Below are 20,846 nucleotides of genomic sequence, written 5' to 3'. Positions count from 1 at the left end.
TTATTGCTATCGCGTCCCTGTAGCTGAGTGTGGTGTCATTAATTTCAATAGCCCCTTCTACTACCATTATATAGACTCCGTTATCTTGTGACTTTAAATTATACTCTTGTTCTGTATGTTGGATTGTCGGAGCTTGATGTTTAAGTCCAAGCTGTAGTGGTTTGCATCTTCCAGCCCTGAAGGAGAACTTTATTGATATTGGGGTGGTATCTGTGCTTCCTTTCCCGAACTCATATCTTTTAATGCTGAGCTCATGTTTCAATACTAAAGAGAATCAGCACGTGTGAACGAATGAACTTTATCCACTTTTAATATCGCTGGTATCATAGCCAGGTTTGTTGCTGTGAGAAAACAGCGGTTTGAGTTTCTTGTTGAATAATAGAAGTGTCCTCTCTGTATTTCTATTTTGAGCAATCTTTAAACTGAAAAGACCTCTAGACGTATGTTTAAAAAGTTTATACTTTTTATATGGTGTAGGGAGATGATGAATGTAGGCTTTCGCGAAAGCGAACTTTTTATTCGTAATAATTATAAAGGCATTACTTCTAATTTAAAATCATCCTTATGCTTGATATCGCTATCTTATAGGTCTTCTAGAAAGGTGACGGAAGCGCATGTACATTAATAGGGCAGAAACGGATAGTCCCGCCAAAAGCCCCAACCAAATACCGTCGATTCCATAACCCGCAACTTGAGATGTGTAGTAGGATATGGGGAAACCGATCAATGAATAGGCGCAGAAACAAATCAAACTAGGAATCCAAACGTCTTGTAGGCCGCGTAATGCTCCCAAAACTACCACCTGGAGTCCATCACTAATTTGAAACCATGCGGCAATTAACAACAGACCGGATGCTAACTTGATCACTTCTGGATCTTGGATATATATGATTGGCAGTAAATTTCTTCCGAAGAAGAACAGTGCAGCAAACAAAATGTCTACTATTAATGCCATGAGAAAAATAGATCTTGCTATACGTATCAAGTTTGGTCGCTTTTCAGGAGCTAGGTGATTCCCCACTCGTATCGTCGCTGTCACGCTAAGCCCTACTCCCACCATAAAGGTTAGTGCTGAGAGGTTCAATGCGATCTGATTTGCTGCTTGATGTTCTGTTCCCAAAACTCCCGACAGAAAAATTGCAGAGGTAAACAGTGACACCTCAAAGAACATTTGCAGCGCTGTGGGAAGGCCTAAATTTATAAGTGACTTAAAGTAAGTCCAAGAAAGCTTGCTGAATTCCTGGAAGTATATCATTGTAGCCTTGCTATGTTTCAAAATAAAATAAAGCAAGATAACCATCACTACACGGGAAATCAACGTTCCTATGGCAGCTCCTTCCACTTCTAATCTAGGAAAGCCAAATGTTCCATAAATCAAAAGGTAGTTTAATCCCACATTTAGAATATTTGCAATGAGTGTGGCAAACATGGCATTGCGCGTGAGCGACAACCCGTCTGAAAATTGCTTCATCGCTTGAAACAACATTAACGGTATGAGTGAGAAGCCAACGATGCGCATGTATGGAATGGCCAGACGCACAACCTCTTCTGGTTGATCCATTTTGTATAAAATGGGCTCAGCAAAAAATAGGATTAGTACTAATAACAAACCGTTTATCGCACACATTACAAATCCATTATGAAAGGCAGCTCTGGCAACTTCCACATTCTTATTTCCATCAGCCTCTGCAACTAAAGGTGTGATTGCAAATGAGAACCCCATACCGACAGACAATGCGATAAAAATAAAGGTGTTCCCTAATGAAACCGCTGCTAGCTGCTCAGCACCCAACTTGCCCACCATAATATTATCTGCGAGGGCTACTAAAAGATGCGCAACCTGTCCCGCCATAATAGGCAAAGCAATGGTCATGTTACGTTTGAATTCGACGGTGTATTTTGAAAGTATCATCTGTAAAAAGTCGGTAAAGATAGCTTCTTAGAACTCGACTATTAATGGACCAAGTGATTATTGAAACAAACCTCCTTTATATAAAAGAAATAGAGTTGGATTGATTCGAAAATTGCATTTTAGAAATCTTATCTTCTATTGCAAATGCTAATGAAAGCTTGGAAAACAACTGCTTGTCAGTGCTTTTTTTGTCACTTAACCCTTTTAACTCTCAAATGTTCCTCATATCCAAATCAATCTTGTATAAAATGAACGATTTGAACTCTTTTGAAGTTCCATGTATAGTTAAGAAAGCCGTTAGAGCCCTGAAATCCGCTTGTGGCATTTCCAAATTTATTTTCAAAATGAGATTGTAATAGCGCAAAAGATCGCTTTCAACCTTCCGGCTCAACTCTAAAGAATTCTAATTCGTTTAAGATTCCGTTTAACTGCAGATTGAAATGAAAGCCTACGGTGCAATCCAATCCTTTTAAAGGTTCACAGGGTAATGTGTAATATCCTTCTGAAATATGTTGCAGCTTCTTTCCTGAAAACAGTAGTGCCAATTCATTTTCCGTAATATTCCAGGGGATGAAAACAGCGGGATGGTTTATTGTAAAGCCTCTATGGAGTTCATTCTTAATCTTCAGAAATGCAATAGAACTCCAAGTACCTTGCAATGTACTGATTAAAGTTTCTAGTAAATCATGCAATTCTTTCATGGCTTAGATAACTAAAAGTTGCTGTTCAAAAATTACAAAATCTGATTTCTTTCTATGTGGGAAACCGCTTTCGCGAAAGCGAGATGTTTACAAATCGAATTATAAATATGATTTACTCGTTATTCAAAACCGCCTTGAATTCTTCTAATCGACCTGCAGTATCGTCGTCTAAATGTGGAAATTTAATATTTTCCAGACCCTCTAAATGATGCAAAAGAATATTGGCAACGATTAATCTGGCCATGGGTTTATCATCTGCAGGAATCACGAACCATGGTGCATTTTTCTTACAGGTATTTTGAATGGCATCATCATAAGCTTTCATATAATCATCCCAGAGCAGTCGCTCTTTCAAATCTCCAGCAGAGAATTTCCAGTTCTTTTCTGGAAGGTTAAGCCTGCGTAATAAACGGTTCTTTTGCTCCTTCTTGCTTAGATTCAAAAAGAACTTGAAAATGATTGTTCCATTCTGAACCAGGGTCTCTTCAAAATCATTGATCTGTTTAAAGCGCATTTGCCAGAAATCATCATCAATATCTTCAACCTCACGAATTCCCGGGAGGTTTTCTTTAAGTAAATACTCTGGATGAACTCTTGTAACGAGTACATTTTCATAGTGAGTGCGGTTGAATATCCCAAAATGTCCTTTACTGGGCAAAGCTATATAGTGACGCCACAAATAATTGTGAGATAACTCGAGATCTGTAGGTGTCTTGAAACTATGCTGTTCCACACCGCGAACATTAAAATCCTCAAATACTTCCCGAATGAGGCTGTCTTTACCCGATGTATCCATTCCCTGAAAGCAAACTAAAATAGCCTTGCGGTCGTCTGCGTACAATCGCTCTTGAAAATCTGCTAATGCCTTCCGTGATTTTTTCAGTGCCTTTTTAGCGGCCTTCTTTTTGAGCGGCTCATTAGCAACGGTATTGAAGTCCGATAGTTTTTTATCGGGAGTGGCGCGGTAACTTTCAAGATTCATAGCTATTATTTACTAGCGAACAACTTTACGTCTTTCTCGCTTATTTGTTTACCCCCTAAGATAATCAATCGTTCTATAACGTTGCGCAACTCACGTATGTTACCGGTCCAGTCATATTCCTGTAGCAACTTGAGTGCTTTATCGTCAAAGGCTTTAGTTTGAGTACCGTGTTCTTTAGCAATTTTTTCTGCAAAAAAGTTTGCGAGTAATGGTATATCCTCACGCCGTTCATTGAGGGAAGGAACATTCAACAAGATTACTGCAAGACGGTGATACAAGTCTTCCCTGAAGTTACTTTCCTCTATTTCCTTTTTCAGGTTTTTGTTTGTTGCTGCCAGTATACGCACATCCACTTTAATATCCTTATCACTTCCAACGCGCTGGATTTTGTTTTCTTGAAGTGCCCTTAAAACTTTAGCTTGTGCTTTAAGGCTCATATCTCCTATCTCGTCTAGAAAAATAGTACCGCCGTTTGCTGCTTCAAATTTTCCAGCGCGGTCTTTATTGGCTCCCGTAAAACTTCCTTTAACATGTCCAAAAAGTTCGCTTTCTATGAGTTCGCTGGGTATTGCTGCACAGTTCACTTCAATAAAAGGTCCTGCAGACCTCTTACTTTTCTCGTGCAACCAGTGTGCGACAAGTTCCTTTCCTGTTCCGTTTTCTCCAGTTATAAGAACCCTGGCATCTGTAGGTGCTACCTTTTCAATGATGTTCTTGATTATAAAGATGAGCTCGCTATCACCCACCATTTCATAATTCTTACTTACCTTTTTCTTAAGTCGGTTATTTTCAACGACCAGTTCTTTACGATCCAGAGCATTTCTAACGGTGTTCAATAACCTATTGAGATCTGGCGGTTTTGCGATATAATCAAAAGCACCTAATCTCATAGTGTTTACAGCTGTATCAAGATCGCCGTGTCCTGAAATCATAACCACGGGAATCTCTGGCTTGATTTTTTTAATGGCAGTTAGAACTTCTACACCGTCCATTTTGGGCATTTTAATATCGCACAAAACGAGGTCATAGTCATTATCACGGACTAGTTCAACACCCTCAATACCGTCTGTTGCCTCTGTAACCTTATATCCTTTATTTTCTTCTTGGAGGATTTTTGATAGCACTCTTCTAATTGCTGCTTCATCCTCTATCAATAATATGCTTGAAGTCATTAAAACTTAAATTTAAGACCAGTTCTAAAGTAGAAACTGTTGTCTTCATTAATGGTATAAATATCGTTTCGATCATTGTCCCTTAATCTAAAGTCATTGCTAATAGTATAGGCGCCGTAACCGTAAAATAATAAATGATCTGTAAAATAGTGTTCATATCCCAATCCTGCTAAAACTACCGTCATTGAAATATTTTCTGCCGTCTGTCCATCGATGTTGATATTCTGCTGTATGTTTCCATAAAAATTATCAAGCGTCACAAACGCCTGTATGGCATCCTTGTGTGAGTCATTCAAATAACGACGCACATTAGTCTTAGGAACTCCTAAGGTATAAGTCCAGTTAGGTGCAAACTCGCGATAATAATTTATTATAGGTAATGGATAATTTCTTCCCGGTGTAGTCGTGTATTCTAATCCTAAAATCCAGCGGTAGGGTTTATCCACATTCTCATCTTTAGTCTTATCATAAATAGCATATCCTGCAGCACCATATATGAAGTCATCGCTTATAGGTTCATCCTGTAAATTTGAACTGATTCTTGCAAGACCTCTAATCCCAAACCTCCAGTCTGGGTTTGAGGATGATCTAAATACATAGCCCAGACTAACTTCCATATTTTGAGTGGAGGAAACAATTTCAGTATCAAAGGGAACCATGTCTTTGATGTTGATATCTACATATCGATATTCCAAACCTATGACGATTAATTTATTGAGATCGTTGTCTAGCGGTATGGGTGCTTGAATAAAAGCGCGATATCGTTGAATTGAATTGTCAGATTTTGAAAATGGAATATTTAAATACTCCACCCTAGCAAGATCGGTGGTTTGTGCGTTCAAGCTATAACTCGTCGCGCATAATAAGAGAATGACTCTCAGTATATTTTTCATAGGAAACTTTAAAGGTACCTAATTTGTCCGGTACATGTTATTGTTTTTTGTGAATTGTACGCTTTCGCGAAAGCGATCTCACCATAATATGACTACAGGTTTTCATCTTTTAATGGTGAATCTTTATTACTGGAATCTTTATTATCAATGCTTTTAAGGTTAATAGGGTTTGATTGATAGAAATGCACATCTCTTTGTGGGAAAGGAATGGAGATGTTGTGTTCCCTAAAAACCTTTTCGATCTCAAATCGCACATTACTCTTCACCCGTGGATCTGTGAAACTATCCCTAACGTAATAATAAATTCCAAAGTCTAAACTACTTTCTCCGAAGTTATTAAACATCACAAATGGTTCAGGACTTTTAAGAATCGTTTTCTCAGACTTTGCACACTGCAGTAGCAACTGCTCCACTAACCTAACATCACTTCCATAAGCAACACCTACCTCAACTACTTCTCTCGTCTTGGTATGATTTTGAGTATAATTAAAAATCGTTTCGGTCAAAAATAGATGGTTGGGAATTATAAGCACTTTATCGTCTCTGGTTATGGCACGCGTACTGCGCAACCTAATTTCAAAAACGCGTCCTATCGTGCCATGGGTTTCAATAACATCATCAATGAGTAATGATTTATCGATCAATATGGTGATTCCTGCAATGATGTCTTTGAAAAAATCCTGCAGCGCAAAACCTATCCCAACGAATATTGCCGCACTAGCCGTTAAAACTGCTGTTAGTTTAACGGAGTAACTGTGGAGAATTATTAAAAGAACAATCAGATAAACTAAGTAGTTGAAAAACTTAAAAATGCTTTCAAACTTGAGTTTATCAGTTGAATTCATTTTACGGGTAAAAACCTTCCTGATGGCACGCAATGATAAACTTACCGCGATTATTCCAATAGCCGTAAGAATCAACATCCACGTATCTAAATGAAATGAATCCTTTCCAGAAGACTCAATTATTGGATAGGTAAAAAAGTCTTCTATTTTTTGCCAGTCGAGATCCATTAGTATTTAAGCCATTTATACAGGTCTTTCCATGTGGTTTTCTTACCATACATCAAAATACCGATTCTATAAATTTTAGCAGCTAGATATGCTACTAATACTATAGATACATATAGAATGGATATACTGATTGCTAATTGCCACCACGTAATCTCACCAAAAGGAATACGCATTAACATCACTATAGGTGATGTAAGTGGTATGTAAGAAAAGATTACTGCGATGGTGCCGTTAGGATTATCTATCACACTGAAAAAACCAACGTATATCGATAGCATTAAAGGCAAAATAACGGGTAGCATAAATTGTTGTGTATCTGTCTCACTGTCAACAGCTGCTCCTATGGCCGTGTAAATGGCTGCATATAAAAAATAACCTCCTATAAAATAGATCAAGAAACAGCTAATCATTGTTGCAAGTGGTAGTTGCATGATGTCGTTCACTATCATTTGAATCTGATCTGTATTCTGTGCTTGATTAACCATATCCTGGCTGGCAGGATTTTGAAAGGCTTCTACCCCAAATACGGCAGATCCCACCACAATCAAAATCAATCCCAAAATTATCCAAATTACAAACTGGGTCACACCAGCGAGTGACGTTCCTATGATTTTACCCAACATCAAATATATAGGCTTCACAGAACTCACTATGATCTCAATAATCCTGTTCGTTTTTTCCTCAATCACAGATCGCATCACCATGTTGCCATAAATAATAATGAACATCATTAATAAATATCCTGAAGCACCACCCAGCGCAATTTTCACCCAACTGGATGCTTTACTACTAACCACTCCAGAATAGGTTTGCAGTGCTACATTAGCATCTATTCTTGAATTTTCAAGCATATTTAAATCAACTCCTTCACTCACTAATTTGTCTTCAGTGGCTTTTTTTGAAAGACGGTCTTCTATGGAGTTTATAAATGAAACTGATGGTGAGTCATCACTGTAAATAATCGCTTTTACCTCAGAATTTGCATCACTAGTAATATGAATCAATCCGTAGTTACTATTGTCGGTACTTATCTTAAGTGCGTTTTCTAAAGTTACACTTTCTAAGTTCTGATAATCATAGTCGCTGGTATCTTCAAATAATGCAGTGAAGTTTTCACCAGTTTCATCCAGAATCGCAACTTTTTTCAAGTCACTATTATTAACACTGGTAAGCCAGCCTATTAGTAATATGACTCCTATGAATATCAATGGACTCACAAATGTCATGATCACAAACGTACGATTGCGCACCTTATTGATATATTCCCGCTTTAAAATCAACCACAACTTATCCATCCTCACGTACCGTTTTAATAAATATTTCATTGACACTAGGAATAACCTCGCTGAAGTGTGTCAACTCCCCCAAACTGGTAAGCTCTTGCAAAACTTGCGGGATCGTTACATCTTCAGGAATCCGTATTGTCATATCTGTTGTATTGTCTAACCCTCTAAATTCTGCTGGTTCTACGTCCACAATACTTTTCATTTGACGTATCGCTCGTTGATGATCTGAACAAATAACCGACACCGCATAAGTACGGTTGCGATAGGTTTGTTTCACCTCATTCAATTTACCTTGTAAAACAACATTTGATTTATTAATCAGCGCGATATAATCACATAATTCCTCTACGCTTTCCATGCGGTGAGTAGAGAATATTATAGTGGATCCTAAATCTCGCAGACGTAAAATTTCATCCTTGATCAAATCTGCATTCAATGGATCAAATCCAGAGAACGGCTCGTCAAAAATTAGAATATCAGGCTCATGAAGAACAGTTACAATAAACTGGACTTTTTGCGCCATCCCTTTAGAAAGTTCTTGGAGTTTTTTATTCCACCAGCCTTGCATACCTAGGCGTTCAAACCAGAACAAAAGCTTTTCTTTAGCCTCTGCCTTTTTCATTCCTTTAAGTTGGGCCAGATAGATACATTGCTCACCTACCTTCATTGATTTATACAAACCGCGCTCCTCTGGCATATAACCTATTTGAGATATATGATGCGGTTGCAGCGGTTCACTATTAAGCTTTACCATTCCTTGATCGGGAGCGGTAATTTGATTGATGATCCTTATAAGTGATGTTTTACCAGCGCCATTAGGCCCTAATAATCCATATATGCTTCCTTTAGGAACTTGAATAGTCACATCATTGAGTGCTTTATAGTTACCGTAGGATTTAGAAATGCTGAGAGCTTCTAGAGCGTATTCCATAGACTTGTTAATGCCGCTAAATTAATAATATACAAAGTACTAATCGTGATTTTTGAATTTTTTAATAGAATCAAATCCATTTCAAATATGTCATAAAAAAACCCACCTCCCAATTGCTTGGGAGGTGGGAAAAATTGCTATGAAAAAGAAAAATAACAATTGGTTGGTTAACCAACGGTCACTCAAATATAACTTAATTTTCTATTTTTCATAACATTTCCTTAAGAAAACATGTCTTTTACCTTTTCAAAAAATGATTTATCGCCTACTTCGGGCGCTGGCTCAAAGTGTGAGTCATTTTTCATATTTTCAAAAAAGTCTTTTTGTTCCTTATTTAGGTCTCTTGGTGTCCATACGTTTACATGAACCAGCAAATCACCTGTTCCGTAACCATTAAGACTAGGCATTCCTTTACCTCTCAACCTTAATATTTTACCGCTTTGAATTCCTGCATCGATAGGGATACGTACTTTACCACTCACTGTTTTAATTTCCTTAGAAGTTCCTAATATTGCTTCGGGAACACTTACATAAAGATCATAATGAAGGTTATTTCCTTCCCGCTGTAGTTCTGCATGGGGTTTTACTTCAATATCCACTAGAAGATCACCACTTATCCCATTTCCAGGAGCCTCGTTTCCTTTCCCTCCTACTTTCAATCGCATATCACTCTCAACACCTGCTGGTATTTTGATAGACACCGTTTCTTCATCGGTAATAAGTCCGTGAGCATCAGCTCCAGCTGGTTTATTATCTAAAGTTTGCCCTGATCCACCACAAGTGGTACAAGGAGCACTGGTTTGCATACGCCCCAGAATTGTATTCTGAATGCGAGCTATCTGCCCTGACCCTTTACAGGTCGTACAGGTTTTATAGGTTACGCCAGCCGCCTGCTTTTTACGCTTTACTTTTACTTTTTTCTCAACGCCATTTGCAGCTTCTTCAAGAGTAAGGGAAACGCGTATGCGCAAATCCTTTCCTTTTACACGCCTTTGACCACCGCCACCGAATCCTCCAAAACCAGAAAATCCGCCGCCACCGCCACCGCCGCCGAATATGTCGCCGAACTGACTAAAAATGTCATCCATATCCATACCGCCAAAGCCGCCTGCTCCACCACCGCCGAATCCCTGACCACCACCAGAGGTGTAAGCCTGGTGACCTAGCTGATCGTATCTAGATTTCTTCTGTGGGTCGCTTAGAGTCTCGTAAGCCTCTGCCGCCATCTTAAATTTATCCTCTGCCGTCGCGTCCCCTGGATTTTTATCTGGGTGATGCTCAATGGCTTTCTTGCGATATGCCTTCTTAACCTCTGCTGTCGTAGCGCTTCTAGAAACGCTTAAAATTTCATAATAATCTGCCATACTATTGTCCTATCACCACTTTAGGGAAACGTACTATCTTATCTCCCAGTTTATATCCTTTTTCAATCACGTCAATAATCTTTCCTTTCATATCATCACTGGGTGCCGGTATTTGAGTTACCGCCTCATGCAAGTCTGCATTGAAAGTATCTCCAGCTCTCACATCAATCACTTCAAGTCCTTTAGAATTTAAAGTATTGCGCAATTTGTTATGAATTAACACCACTCCTTCTGCCAGTTGCTTATCCTCTGATTTACCTATTTCAATGAGTGCACGATCAAAATCATCCAGTACGGGAATCAAGTCTTTAAGCACGCCTTCCCCAGCAGTTTTGAACAGATCGATACGTTCTTTGGCAGTCCGTCGCTTGAAATTCTCAAACTCTGCAAACAACCTTAAAAAACGGTCCTTTTCTATCTGTAAATCCTCTGCAAGTACATCCTCTACAGATCGCTCTTCCACCTCATTTTCTGAATGCTCCTGCTCAACAACTTGATCATCTAGAAGCTCTTCTTTTTCTTTATTATCTTTCTTTGCCATATCCTGACTTTCTTAAAATTCTTTTTCTTGTTAGGTAGTGAGAGAAATTGTTTGCTTTCGCGAAAGCGAACTTAACCTCAATGCTACTGCACGCAATAGTCAAAAGTGCTGCCACATGACCGCTCGTGTCAAAATGTCACCGAATTAGATTTAGCAATATATTAACGTTTTTAATTGTAGGTACATCTATTTTTGCGCATTAATAAAACCAATCAAAATGACACGTAATTTCTTAAAAATGTCCAGCTTAGCAGCAGTAATAGCATTTACTGTTTCTTGCAAAAGCAATCAAAACGAAGTGGATGCAACCGATGCAGAAACAGAAGCTATGGCAAGCGATGAAGCAGTAACCTACAATGTAGATGCAGCTGCTTCTACTATTGAATGGATAGGTTCAAAGCCAGGAACAGACCATACTGGGGCGATTGATGTAAAAGACGGTCTCGTTTTTGTCAACGGAGAAACTGTTGAAGGTGGCGAGTTCACAATCGATATGACTTCCATTACAGTAACAGATCTAGATGAAGAAGGTGCTATGAACCTTAAGTCACACCTAGAAGGTACGGCGGACGGTAAGCAAACTGACTTTTTCAATACACCAGAATATCCAACTGCAAAATTTGTGATAACTGGACTTGACGGAAATACATTACAAGGTAACCTTACTTTAAAAGACGTTACGAAAAATGTTTCTTTTCCAGTTGATGTTACTTATGACGGAGACAAAATGATGTTGACATCTGAAGAATTCACGATCGATAGAACAGATTGGGGAATTAAGTACGGGTCTGCAAACTTTACTGACATTGTTGCTGATAAAGCAATATCTGACGATATAATATTAAAAGTAAATCTGGTTGCTACTAAGTAATCAGTTTTAGGTTAGATGATGATGAAAGCCTCCTTACGGAGGCTTTTTTATGTTTAATAATCATCTGGGATTTATAAATTTTTACCGGCTTAACCAGATTCTATCGTTATTCTTCCATCACATTTGAAGACTTATATAATCTAAATATTACAGCCTAGATGTTGATAACGCGAATGCTCTATTGGTTCGATATTTAATAAGTAGTTTATTCACTGTATCAATGATCTATGATCATATGCTATATATAAACCTGTGAACCTGTGAGAAGGCCGTATAGATAGTGAAGTAAATTATTTTCTATAAATTGACTTCTAGATTATGATAAGATTCAGCGCTATTTTGCTCCATCAAAGTGATAGGTTTATTTTTCTGGATAAATTTATACAGCCCAAAATGAGCAGCTACTAATACCAAGATTGAAATCATCATGGTCCACCATTGCCAGTCTACTAAGTTGACATAAATGATGAATCCCAACATAAGCACTACTTCTAATACTTTCATCCATTTAACCAAATGACTCAACTGTATAACATACGTTTTTGATTCATCTAAATCAGGCATCTCGTTCTCAATCCATCGTGCCATTTTGATTTCAAACTTATCATTCTCGCCTATTTCGATATCTCCTGTAGTGCCGGCTTGTAAATTTTGTAATTCACTTTTATTTTTTATCAGTGTAAGATCCGGATTATGATGCAACCAGTAGTTGCTTTTAGGGTAATTTAAAATCATACCACTAATCTAGATATTTCTCAAGCGCTGGCTTTAATTGCGGTAGTTTAAATAGGTAACCTGATTCTTCAATTTTAGTACTACTGGCATATTGACTGGCAAGAATTGTAGCAGCCATCTCTCCTAAAATTAGTTTCATCATGAAAGCTGGTACATTTGGTAAAAATACAGGTTTCCCCAGAACGTCTCCTATAGCTTCCATCATAGGTCTATTCTGTATAGGATTGGGGGCAACGCCGTTGTAAACACCTACCAATTCGTTCTCTGTAATATGTTTAAAAATTCCTGCCAGGTCGTCAATTGCTACCCAACTTTGCCACATTTTACCGCTGGCAAATCCAGCGCCGGCATATAGTTTTACGGGTTTAGCCATTTGTTCCAGTGCACCACCTTTTGCAGCGAGCACGATACCTATACGAACTATGGAGTGTTTCAGTCCCAGATCCTTGAATTTCTTACCTACTTTTTCCCATTCCACACATACCTCGCCCAAAAAATTATCAGCCGTGGGTGGTACTTCATTTTCTTTCATAGGCTGTCCATCCCACTTATCAGGATAAATACCGATCGCACTTGCCGTTATGGCATGTTGAACCTGATTCTCACTCTCCTCTAATAAGTTGAGAAGCAGCTGAGTGCTATTGATGCGACTGGACATAATTTTATCCTTGGCTTCCTCCGTCCATTTTTGAAAAACCGATTCTCCAGCAAGATGGATTATAGTATCTACACCACTAATACAATTGGGATCGATGGTCATTGCCTTAACATCCCAAAGAAACCCCTTGTTATTAGACTCGTTTTTGATCGCTTCTTCTCTGCTGGTCAAATAATTTATGCTATGTCCCGCAGCGCGCAACACTTCTGAAACTTTTGAACCTATCAATCCTGTGGCTCCTGTAATAAGTATTTTCATGGCTCTAAGTTATTGTGCACATTTTAATTAGGAAGCTGGTTTGCTATAAATTAACGATTGTTATTTGACAGTAAGAAAATAATAAGACCTGATACCTCCTATGGAAATATCAGGCCTTAATGAAGCTATGTTTTACTAAATCGTAATTTTTAAGACAGTGTCTTCTGAGAGGGAGAACCTCGCATCTTGAAAAGTAGGCGGTCCATAAATCGTCGGGTTATTACTCATCCCGTAAGGTTCTTTAGGCATCCCATTAGATTCATAATCCATAAAACCATTGTCATTTTTGTCCTGAAGCACGAGCACTCCATAATCTCCAGCTGGAACGCCTGTGAACGTAAAGGTTGCCAGCCCATCACTGATATCAACGCTGCCAGATTGGAATGGTTTGCTACGCATGAATTGCTCTTTTGTGTTTAAGGAAAACATCATTTTGCCTTCATCATTTTGTGCGTTTTCTACAGTTATTGTGAGGGTGTAAGTGGTTTGTGGGGCTGGTGTTGATTGCGCTTTCGCGAAAGCGGAAACAACAACAAATAAAATGGAAGTGATCATAGTTTGCATAATTCAAGTGCTTTTAATTAATTATACTTCAAATATGCGAAGACATTACAGCGATAAAAATTCCATCTTTCTCAACTGTAGGATTCCATCACTGAACTGTAAGATCATGGTTAAATACGATTTAAAGAAACGGTTTTACTTCCATTTGCGTAAGTTTCCACAACCACTACACCCATGATTAACTTCCCAACCCGATCCTACCTGATATTCATCAGTCTTGGATTACTTGCCATTTCCCGGTCAACATCTCAAGGTCTGGCCGATGGATTTTATAACGGAAGCAAAAATTTCACGATTGTCTTGGGTGCGGGATCAGAAAGTAATCCTACTTATCTCGCCGGAGAGCGCAAACTCGAACTGGATAAATCCTTTCAAAACATCAATGTTTTTGTCGCTTATGGCATTACTGATAAAATAGACCTCAATCTGGCTGCCGCATATGTAAAAAGTGGCGATGAAAAAGGATTTCAAGACGCTCGCATTTTATTCAAATACAAGCTCTACGAATTAGAGCTAGAAAAACTCCAGCTTTCTGCCCAACTCGCCAGTGGTTTTTCCTTTCCACTATCAGACTATCAAACCGAAGGTCGCAACGCCATAGGCCAGCGCGCCAGCAGCATTCCTGCCAGAATTTTGATTCATGCAAAACACAGCAGCGGCTTTTTTGCCACGGCGCAAACAGGATATGATTACAAATTTGATCCAGTATCAAATGCATATGCGAGTTCGCTAAAGTTAGGTTTCGCACGATCGTCCTATTATGTAGACGTTTTCCTGGACTACCAGAATTCCATTGAAGGCAAGGACTACCGTGGAAATCCGGCGCCTAATAACTTCCGGGAATTGGAAGTTGATTTTTTAAGAACGGGTGTGACATTCTTTAAGCCATTATCAGAAAAAATAGGCGCTTTTATAAATGGTGTTTACACCATCGATGGAAGAAATGTGGGAATAGGTCCAGCAATTAATCTAGGGATCGTTTACAAATCAAAATTTTGATATGATAAAAGCCTCCATTACTGAAGGCTCCATTTTATAAGAAAGTGTTCAGATTTTCGAAAACATATTTTTCAACGGTCCTATTTAACTTGTACTCGTCATTATATACTATTACATATTATTCTTAATCTTCAATAACTCCGCTTTTACGAACTCAAGTTTTGCGATGATTTCAAAATTGGTGATTTCCTCTTTGTGGGATTTCATATAATCTCGTGCGCCTTCTAATGTATGACCACGTTCCTTAACCAGATGATAGATCGTCTGTAGGTTTTTGATGTCATCTTTCGTGAATTTGCGATTGCCGCGAGCGTTCTTTTTAGGTTTGATGATATCAAACTCCTTCTCCCAGAATCTAATGAGTGATGGATTTACATCAAAAGCCCTGGTCACCTCGCCCATGGAATAATAAAGCTTTTCAGGAAGTTCTACGTGCATTAGTCCAGGGATATATTTTCTTGTTGTGATTGTTTTAAAAGCTCATTAAATTCCTCTGGAGTCAATGATCCATAATAGAAGTTAATAGGGTTGATGCGATCACCATCTTTAAAAACTTCATAATGCAGGTGTGGTGCTTGAGAACGTCCAGTGGAACCGACGTACCCAATTATATCACCACGCTGGATCTTCTGACCCACTTTTACATTATAAGGATTACGAGCACGCAGGTGACCATATAAAGAGACATAACCGAATCCATGATCTATACGTATGTGATTCCCATACCCAGAACTGTTAGAATCTGCACGCTCCACAACGCCATCGCCTGATGCAAAAACGGGAGTTCCTCTAGGTGAGGTAAAATCCATACCGTAATGGAATTTTCTTGTTTTATTGAATGGGTCCGTTCTGTAACCGTAACCACTGGCCATGCGGGTCAAATCTGTATTACGCACGGGTTGAATCGCTGGTATACTTGCCAGTAACTTCTCCTTGTCTTTTGCTAGGATTGCAATTTCATCTAGAGATTTGCTTTGGATTGCAGTGCGCTTTTTCAAACGGTCCATAGATTCTCTTAGTGATATGACTTTATCAGAATTTGTGTACCCCTCATAATTCTTATAGCGATTTACACCACCAAAACCGGCTTGTCGTTGTTCTGTACTAATAGGACTTGCATCAAAGTAGATGCGATAAATACTATTATCCCGTTTCTCTACATCTTCAATTACCGTAGTGAGTTGTTTTATCTCACTCTCCATATTCTCTAGTTGAAGTTCAACAAATTTTTTGTCTCGCTTAACGGTGCGCAACTCTGGAGAATCATAGATCTGTCCTGCAAATAAATATAACAGAAAGCCAACTAGACAACTGCAGAATGCGAACAAAGACACATTACCAAAAGTTCTACGCTTGCGACGCTCTACTTTTTGGTAGGAAAGTGTTTCCGGATCGTAGTAGTACTTAACCTTTGCCATACGTTATAAAATGCTATTTTTGCGTTGATTTCCACGGCTTTTGTGAGGCGTGGGAAAGTTGTAAATGTTACGCAATCGTACCGCATCTAGTGCAGTATGAACCTCTTTTTTGTTTCGCTTTCGCGAAAGCGAAAAAGAAAGCGGAATCACCTTCAACATCAAAACAACGATAACAAAAGTAAGAAATTGTAATTAACCGCTACGACAGCCCAAAGAATGAAGTCAGAACTGATAAGAAGTACGTTTTTAGAATTTTACAAAAATAAAAAACACGAGATTGTGGCCAGTGCGCCCATGGTGATTAAAAATGATCCCACGCTCATGTTTACAAATGCCGGGATGAATCAGTTCAAGGAATATTTCCTGGGCATTTCCCAACCTAAATCAAATCGGGTTACGGACTCACAAAAATGTTTGCGAGTAAGTGGAAAACACAACGACCTAGAAGAAGTGGGCGTTGATACATACCACCACACGATGTTTGAGATGTTGGGGAACTGGAGTTTTGGCGATTATTTTAAAAAAGAGGCGATTGCCTGGGCGTGGGAATTATTGATCGACGTTTATGGAATGGATAAAAACAGCCTTTACGTCACCATTTTTGAAGGTGATAAAAGTGAAGGACTAGAGCGCGATTCAGAGGCCTACGATTATTGGAAAGAATTAATCACAGAGGACCGCATCTTAAACGGTAATAAAAAAGACAACTTTTGGGAAATGGGCGATCAAGGTCCTTGCGGTCCTTGCTCTGAAATTCATGTCGATTTGCGCAGTGATGCTGAAAAAGCAGCCGTTGATGGTGCTACCTTAGTCAATAACGACCACCCACAAGTTGTGGAAATCTGGAACCTTGTCTTCATACAATTCAACCGTATGGCAGATGGATCGCTCAAAAACCTGCCTGCGCAACATGTGGATACAGGAATGGGGTTTGAACGTCTCGCCATGGCGCTTCAAGGAAAAACCTCCAACTATGACACAGATGTTTTCCAACCGCTCATTACAGAGATTGAAACCATCACCGGTCATTCTTACGGAAAAAAACAGGAAGATGATATCGCCATACGTGTGATTGCAGATCATGTGCGCGCTGTTTCATTTTCAATTGCAGACGGACAACTACCCTCAAATACGGGCGCTGGATATGTAATTCGTAGGATTTTGCGCCGTGCGATACGGTATGGATTTACCTATCTGGATAAAAAGGAACCTTTTATTTACATGCTGGTTCAAACGCTGGCAAACCAAATGGGCGATGCGTTCCCAGAGTTGAAATCCCAAAAAGATTTAATTACCAATGTCATCAAGGAAGAAGAGCACTCTTTTTTAAGAACGCTGGATCAAGGACTGGTTTTATTAGATTCTATGATCGCTTCCGCGAAAGCAAAATCAGTTAACGAAATTGAAGGTTCCAAAGCTTTTGAATTGTACGATACTTTTGGTTTTCCCATTGATTTGACCGCATTGATATTGCGCGAAAAAGGAATGAAGCTGGATGAAGCTGGTTTTGACAAAGCGATGCAGGAACAAAAAGACCGTTCTCGTGCTGCAAGTGCTACCTCTACAACAGACTGGACAGAATTAAGAGAAGACGATGTACAGGAATTCATAGGTTATGACCGTCTTGAAGCCAACGTTTTCCTGACCAAATACAGAAAAGTCACCAGTAAAAAAGACGGCGATCAATATCAGTTGGTGTTTAATATGACTCCGTTTTATGGAGAAAGCGGTGGACAGACCGGTGATAAAGGGTACCTGGAAACTGCTGGTGGCGACACTATTTATATCATTGACACCAAAAAAGAAAACGGACAAACCGTTCATCTTACTAAAAACCTACCTAAAGAACTGAATGGTTCTTTCAAGGCGGTCGTCGATACTAACCAGCGAAAGCGCAGTGCAGCTAACCATACCGCCACACACCTCTTGCATCAAGCGTTGCGCAAGATTCTGGGAAATCATGTGGAACAAAAAGGCTCGATGGTTCGAAATGCATCCTTGCGTTTTGACTTTTCGCACTTTGCTAAGCTTAGTGCAGACGACATCCTACAAGTAGAGCAGTTTGTGAACGCAAGAATCGCAGAACATCTGGCACTAGAGGAAAATCGGAACAACACTTATGAGCAAGCTATCAAAGATGGTGCTATAGGATTGTTCGGCGAGAAATATGGTGATGTCGTGCGGACCGTAAAATTCGGTGCGAGTAACGAGTTGTGTGGCGGTACCCATGTTCCCAACACCGCCGACATCTGGCATTTCAAAATTAAGAGCGAAGGTGCGGTTGCAGCAGGAATCCGCAGGATTGAAGCGATCACCGGCGATGCAGCTAAAGAATATTTTGAGCAACAATCAGAAACACTGGATGATATTAAAGTAGCTTTAAAAGCTACCTCACAAGATCCGGTGGAAATGGTTAAAGGTTTACAAGATGAAAATAGCACTTTAAAGAAACAGATTGAACAGCTGTTGCGCGACAAGGCTGGAAATTTAAAAGGTGATCTAATCGCAAGCGCTACTCAAATTAATGGGATCAATTTCATTGCTGCAGCAACAGATCTGAACACAAATTCCATTAAAGACCTGGCTTTTGAGATCGATCGCGATGTGAAAGATCTGTTTATGATTTTAGGTTCTAACGCAGACGATAAAGCAACGCTCACCGTCATCATCAGCAAGAATCTAGTCGATGACAAAAAGCTCAACGCGGGAACCATCGTTCGCGAGCTGGGAAAACACATTCAAGGCGGCGGTGGTGGCCAACCCCATTTTGCAACCGCAGGTGGTAAAAATCCTGATGGGATTAATGCTGCTCTTGAGGCGGCGAAAGGATATTTATAATTTTCTATTCTGCTCATGCAAAAGGACCCATTTTTACAAAACCAAAAAGACTTAGAGGATAACCCTTTAAAATTCGAAGGTTTTAACTCGCGCTTGATTGCAGTTATCCTTGACGGATTAATAGTAGGAATTCCCATTGCTGGAGCTACGTTATATAATTTACTGGTATTGAAGAGTTTTTGGTGCTTTGTATTGATTACTACGGTTTCCATCGCTTACAAACCATTAATGGAAGGTTTTTATGGAGCGACTCTAGGTAAAATGAGTATGGGAATGAGGGTCGTGGATTATGATGGCCATAAAATAAATGCACCGCAAGCAATATTGAGAAGTGTATTTACTATTGCCCAGGCTCTTGTGACTTTACCTGTTTACTTTTTCATTTTCCAAGATAAAAGCCTCATGGAAATGACAGATTATTTCAAGATGAGCGAGGAATTAGGTACGTCCTACCCGATGCTAGGATTGATTTCTGGAATTAGTTTTTTTATCATGTTTGTTGAGATGATCACACTTTTAACAGACCCACCTTACTGGCGTTCTTTGCATGACCGCATCGCAAAGACTTATGTTGTTGAAAGTTAGATTTGCAATTTCTCGTGTTTGTATAACCCCTTTCTTAAGTGATTTTCTTGCTACTGTTTAGATCAAGAGCGGTTGTTTATTTTTTAATTCAAAATCATATTTAGCAATCTAATTTTTCAGTTAGATTGCCGTATTAAACGGAACCAAAGTGAAATATTTTATTGTAATCCTTGTTCTCCTTGTAACTTTATCCGGTTGCAATAATATTAGATCTGTTACTTACACGCAGCCTATAAAATTCAAAAAAAATGTGCTTTACCTACGTTCTGGTAGTTATGCCTCCCTTCAACCTGATGTGCCATCAAATCAAATAAACGAAGCAACAACCTTACTGGATGCAGCATTTACAGGAATTGCAGGGGAATGCTACTCGGCTAACTCTTCGGTTAAGAATTTAAAATTAAAGCTTGCAGGTAATAGGCTTTCCAATTATGATATAAATCAAATCAGACATTCACAACCTACGCTCGATTATGTCATAATTTTATCGTCTGCATACAAAGAGCCAGTGGTAACAGAATTCTACGATAGCCGTAGATTTCGGTCGCCAGAAGAGCATGTTACTGGTATTTTAAGCATCCTAGATATTAAGAAAAATCAGGTCATCTATTCTCAAACGCTTGAAGGTTCTACAGAAGACAGATACAATGCCTTTGACCCTAATGGTGATGAGGAACCCAGTATTGTATTTAAAGCAAAGGGGGAATTACTAACGACGAAGGTTCTCAAAAGACTGATCAAAAATGTTGCGAAATATTCCAATGCAAAAAAATTGAGCTGTAATTAGAATTTTGTAAACTGATCTCATGAGTTCAGGTGGCAGCATTCAGGCTATGGTCACGGCCATGAAAAACAACGCTAGAAGGCGCAAGACTAGCAGTAAGTCTATGGTAGGTGTGAAGGCCGGAGCTTTATATAAAAAAGGAACATATAACGTTCAGCACTCTACCGAAAAGGTGGAAGCCTTCAAAAAAGCTTACCGAGAAAAAGCTGTGAAAGAAAATCGCAAACGCCGCTTTCTATTAATTTGCGTGATCACCCTCACCCCTTTCCTATGTTATTGGATTGTTCAATTGATCTGGTTGTGGTCGCATTAGCTTTATAACCACCCTAACATCCTATTGC

The 20,846-nt window shown here is 39.1% G+C and carries 22 protein-coding genes; 6 read left to right on the top strand and 16 right to left on the bottom strand.

Annotated features, from left to right (window positions below):
* From IQ282_RS08015 to IQ282_RS07965, 11 genes are all read right to left on the bottom strand, one after another.
* Positions 1 to 262 (bottom strand): pirin family protein (locus IQ282_RS08015; RefSeq protein WP_449406808.1); only part of this gene is annotated, 262 nt, incomplete at its 3' end.
* A gap of 315 nt (positions 263 to 577) precedes the next feature.
* Positions 578 to 1,912 carry an MATE family efflux transporter gene (locus IQ282_RS08010; RefSeq protein WP_194851323.1) on the bottom strand — a complete coding sequence of 445 codons (1,335 nt, stop codon included), beginning with the start codon at positions 1,910 to 1,912 and terminating at the stop codon, positions 578 to 580.
* A 374-nt stretch (positions 1,913 to 2,286) separates the two neighbouring features.
* Complete coding sequence (locus tag IQ282_RS08005) at positions 2,287 to 2,613, bottom strand: hypothetical protein (RefSeq protein WP_194851322.1); 327 nt, start codon at positions 2,611 to 2,613, stop codon at positions 2,287 to 2,289.
* 112 nt (positions 2,614 to 2,725) lie between these two features.
* Positions 2,726 to 3,595 carry a PPK2 family polyphosphate kinase gene (locus IQ282_RS08000; RefSeq protein WP_194851321.1) on the bottom strand — a complete coding sequence of 290 codons (870 nt, stop codon included), beginning with the start codon at positions 3,593 to 3,595 and terminating at the stop codon, positions 2,726 to 2,728.
* A 5-nt stretch (positions 3,596 to 3,600) separates the two neighbouring features.
* Complete coding sequence (locus tag IQ282_RS07995) at positions 3,601 to 4,767, bottom strand: sigma-54-dependent transcriptional regulator (protein ID WP_194851320.1); 1,167 nt, start codon at positions 4,765 to 4,767, stop codon at positions 3,601 to 3,603.
* Entirely contained in the window at positions 4,767 to 5,660 is an 894-nt protein-coding gene (locus IQ282_RS07990; RefSeq protein WP_194851319.1) for a DUF6268 family outer membrane beta-barrel protein, read from the bottom strand. The genes IQ282_RS07995 and IQ282_RS07990 overlap by 1 nt, the downstream gene beginning before the upstream one ends.
* A 92-nt stretch (positions 5,661 to 5,752) precedes the next feature.
* Entirely contained in the window at positions 5,753 to 6,673 is a 921-nt protein-coding gene (locus IQ282_RS07985; RefSeq protein WP_194851318.1) for a mechanosensitive ion channel family protein, read from the bottom strand.
* Positions 6,673 to 7,998, bottom strand: coding sequence for an ABC transporter permease (locus IQ282_RS07980; RefSeq protein WP_317174193.1), 1,326 nt, complete (start codon positions 7,996 to 7,998; stop codon positions 6,673 to 6,675). Before IQ282_RS07980 ends, IQ282_RS07985 begins: the two co-directional genes overlap by 1 nt.
* Positions 7,961 to 8,890, bottom strand: a complete 930-nt coding sequence (locus tag IQ282_RS07975; protein ID WP_194851317.1) for an ABC transporter ATP-binding protein — start codon at positions 8,888 to 8,890, stop codon at positions 7,961 to 7,963. Before IQ282_RS07975 ends, IQ282_RS07980 begins: the two co-directional genes overlap by 38 nt.
* A gap of 221 nt (positions 8,891 to 9,111) precedes the next feature.
* Complete coding sequence (gene dnaJ, locus IQ282_RS07970) at positions 9,112 to 10,254, bottom strand: molecular chaperone DnaJ (protein ID WP_194851316.1); 1,143 nt, start codon at positions 10,252 to 10,254, stop codon at positions 9,112 to 9,114.
* A gap of 1 nt (position 10,255) precedes the next feature.
* Positions 10,256 to 10,795 (bottom strand): nucleotide exchange factor GrpE, encoded by a 540-nt coding sequence (locus tag IQ282_RS07965; protein ID WP_194851315.1) that lies wholly within the window; start codon positions 10,793 to 10,795, stop codon positions 10,256 to 10,258.
* A gap of 217 nt (positions 10,796 to 11,012) precedes the next feature.
* On the opposite strand from IQ282_RS07965, the gene IQ282_RS07960 reads away from it, so the two are divergent.
* Entirely contained in the window at positions 11,013 to 11,666 is a 654-nt protein-coding gene (locus IQ282_RS07960; RefSeq protein ID WP_194851314.1) for a YceI family protein, read from the top strand.
* A gap of 297 nt (positions 11,667 to 11,963) precedes the next feature.
* On the opposite strand, the gene IQ282_RS07955 is transcribed toward IQ282_RS07960, so the two are convergent.
* The 3 genes from IQ282_RS07955 to IQ282_RS07945 all read right to left on the bottom strand — a co-directional run bounded on the left by IQ282_RS07955 (position 11,964) and on the right by IQ282_RS07945 (position 13,881).
* On the bottom strand, positions 11,964 to 12,401 hold the full coding sequence (locus IQ282_RS07955; RefSeq protein ID WP_194851313.1) for a hypothetical protein: 438 nt from the start codon (positions 12,399 to 12,401) through the stop codon (positions 11,964 to 11,966).
* A gap of 4 nt (positions 12,402 to 12,405) precedes the next feature.
* Positions 12,406 to 13,317, bottom strand: coding sequence for a TIGR01777 family oxidoreductase (locus IQ282_RS07950; protein ID WP_194851312.1), 912 nt, complete (start codon positions 13,315 to 13,317; stop codon positions 12,406 to 12,408).
* Positions 13,318 to 13,452: 135 nt separating this feature from the next.
* Positions 13,453 to 13,881 carry a DUF2141 domain-containing protein gene (locus IQ282_RS07945; RefSeq protein WP_194851311.1) on the bottom strand — a complete coding sequence of 143 codons (429 nt, stop codon included), beginning with the start codon at positions 13,879 to 13,881 and terminating at the stop codon, positions 13,453 to 13,455.
* 174 nt (positions 13,882 to 14,055) lie between these two features.
* Here IQ282_RS07945 and IQ282_RS07940 point away from each other — a divergent pair, with 174 nt between their 5' ends.
* A complete protein-coding gene (locus IQ282_RS07940; RefSeq protein WP_194851310.1) occupies positions 14,056 to 14,880 on the top strand; it encodes a transporter in 825 nt (274 codons plus the stop codon).
* Positions 14,881 to 14,991: 111 nt separating this feature from the next.
* Here the strand turns inward: IQ282_RS07940 and IQ282_RS07935 are convergent, their stop codons facing one another.
* A complete protein-coding gene (locus IQ282_RS07935; RefSeq protein ID WP_194851309.1) occupies positions 14,992 to 15,318 on the bottom strand; it encodes a MerR family transcriptional regulator in 327 nt (108 codons plus the stop codon).
* Positions 15,318 to 16,298, bottom strand: a complete 981-nt coding sequence (locus tag IQ282_RS07930) for a M23 family metallopeptidase (RefSeq protein ID WP_194851308.1) — start codon at positions 16,296 to 16,298, stop codon at positions 15,318 to 15,320. The genes IQ282_RS07935 and IQ282_RS07930 overlap by 1 nt, the downstream gene beginning before the upstream one ends.
* Positions 16,299 to 16,514: 216 nt before the next feature.
* On the opposite strand from IQ282_RS07930, the gene alaS reads away from it, so the two are divergent.
* The 4 genes from alaS (at position 16,515) to IQ282_RS07910 (ending at position 20,818) form a co-directional block, all read left to right on the top strand.
* Positions 16,515 to 19,136, top strand: coding sequence for an alanine--tRNA ligase (gene alaS / locus IQ282_RS07925; RefSeq protein ID WP_194851307.1), 2,622 nt, complete (start codon positions 16,515 to 16,517; stop codon positions 19,134 to 19,136).
* Positions 19,137 to 19,151: 15 nt separating this feature from the next.
* Complete coding sequence (locus IQ282_RS07920; RefSeq protein WP_194851306.1) at positions 19,152 to 19,721, top strand: RDD family protein; 570 nt, start codon at positions 19,152 to 19,154, stop codon at positions 19,719 to 19,721.
* Positions 19,722 to 19,869: 148 nt separating this feature from the next.
* Positions 19,870 to 20,508, top strand: a complete 639-nt coding sequence (locus tag IQ282_RS07915) for a hypothetical protein (RefSeq protein WP_194851305.1) — start codon at positions 19,870 to 19,872, stop codon at positions 20,506 to 20,508.
* A gap of 19 nt (positions 20,509 to 20,527) precedes the next feature.
* On the top strand, positions 20,528 to 20,818 hold the full coding sequence (locus IQ282_RS07910) for a hypothetical protein (RefSeq protein ID WP_194851304.1): 291 nt from the start codon (positions 20,528 to 20,530) through the stop codon (positions 20,816 to 20,818).
* Positions 20,819 to 20,846: the final 28 nt, after the last annotated feature.

This window comes from Nonlabens antarcticus (genome assembly GCF_015356755.1).
GTDB classification, from domain to species: domain Bacteria; phylum Bacteroidota; class Bacteroidia; order Flavobacteriales; family Flavobacteriaceae; genus Nonlabens; species Nonlabens antarcticus.
This window is presented reverse-complemented; position numbering and strand designations above follow the sequence as displayed.

What these genes read in the sequence shown, in the direction of transcription:
- IQ282_RS08010 (WP_194851323.1), bottom strand. Translation starts at nt 1,912, where the DNA reads ATGATACTTTCAAAATACACCGTCGAATTCAAACGTAACATGACCATT.
- IQ282_RS08005 (WP_194851322.1), bottom strand. Translation starts at nt 2,613, where the DNA reads ATGAAAGAATTGCATGATTTACTAGAAACTTTAATCAGTACATTGCAA.
- IQ282_RS08000 (WP_194851321.1), bottom strand. Translation starts at nt 3,595, where the DNA reads ATGAATCTTGAAAGTTACCGCGCCACTCCCGATAAAAAACTATCGGAC.
- IQ282_RS07995 (WP_194851320.1), bottom strand. Translation starts at nt 4,767, where the DNA reads ATGACTTCAAGCATATTATTGATAGAGGATGAAGCAGCAATTAGAAGA.
- IQ282_RS07990 (WP_194851319.1), bottom strand. Translation starts at nt 5,660, where the DNA reads ATGAAAAATATACTGAGAGTCATTCTCTTATTATGCGCGACGAGTTAT.
- IQ282_RS07985 (WP_194851318.1), bottom strand. Translation starts at nt 6,673, where the DNA reads ATGGATCTCGACTGGCAAAAAATAGAAGACTTTTTTACCTATCCAATA.
- IQ282_RS07980 (WP_317174193.1), bottom strand. Translation starts at nt 7,998, where the DNA reads ATGAAATATTTATTAAAACGGTACGTGAGGATGGATAAGTTGTGGTTG.
- IQ282_RS07975 (WP_194851317.1), bottom strand. Translation starts at nt 8,890, where the DNA reads ATGGAATACGCTCTAGAAGCTCTCAGCATTTCTAAATCCTACGGTAAC.
- dnaJ (WP_194851316.1), bottom strand. Translation starts at nt 10,254, where the DNA reads ATGGCAGATTATTATGAAATTTTAAGCGTTTCTAGAAGCGCTACGACA.
- IQ282_RS07965 (WP_194851315.1), bottom strand. Translation starts at nt 10,795, where the DNA reads ATGGCAAAGAAAGATAATAAAGAAAAAGAAGAGCTTCTAGATGATCAA.
- IQ282_RS07960 (WP_194851314.1), top strand. Translation starts at nt 11,013, where the DNA reads ATGACACGTAATTTCTTAAAAATGTCCAGCTTAGCAGCAGTAATAGCA.
- IQ282_RS07955 (WP_194851313.1), bottom strand. Translation starts at nt 12,401, where the DNA reads ATGATTTTAAATTACCCTAAAAGCAACTACTGGTTGCATCATAATCCG.
- IQ282_RS07950 (WP_194851312.1), bottom strand. Translation starts at nt 13,317, where the DNA reads ATGAAAATACTTATTACAGGAGCCACAGGATTGATAGGTTCAAAAGTT.
- IQ282_RS07945 (WP_194851311.1), bottom strand. Translation starts at nt 13,881, where the DNA reads ATGCAAACTATGATCACTTCCATTTTATTTGTTGTTGTTTCCGCTTTC.
- IQ282_RS07940 (WP_194851310.1), top strand. Translation starts at nt 14,056, where the DNA reads ATGATTAACTTCCCAACCCGATCCTACCTGATATTCATCAGTCTTGGA.
- IQ282_RS07935 (WP_194851309.1), bottom strand. Translation starts at nt 15,318, where the DNA reads ATGCACGTAGAACTTCCTGAAAAGCTTTATTATTCCATGGGCGAGGTG.
- IQ282_RS07930 (WP_194851308.1), bottom strand. Translation starts at nt 16,298, where the DNA reads ATGGCAAAGGTTAAGTACTACTACGATCCGGAAACACTTTCCTACCAA.
- alaS (WP_194851307.1), top strand. Translation starts at nt 16,515, where the DNA reads ATGAAGTCAGAACTGATAAGAAGTACGTTTTTAGAATTTTACAAAAAT.
- IQ282_RS07920 (WP_194851306.1), top strand. Translation starts at nt 19,152, where the DNA reads ATGCAAAAGGACCCATTTTTACAAAACCAAAAAGACTTAGAGGATAAC.
- IQ282_RS07910 (WP_194851304.1), top strand. Translation starts at nt 20,528, where the DNA reads ATGAGTTCAGGTGGCAGCATTCAGGCTATGGTCACGGCCATGAAAAAC.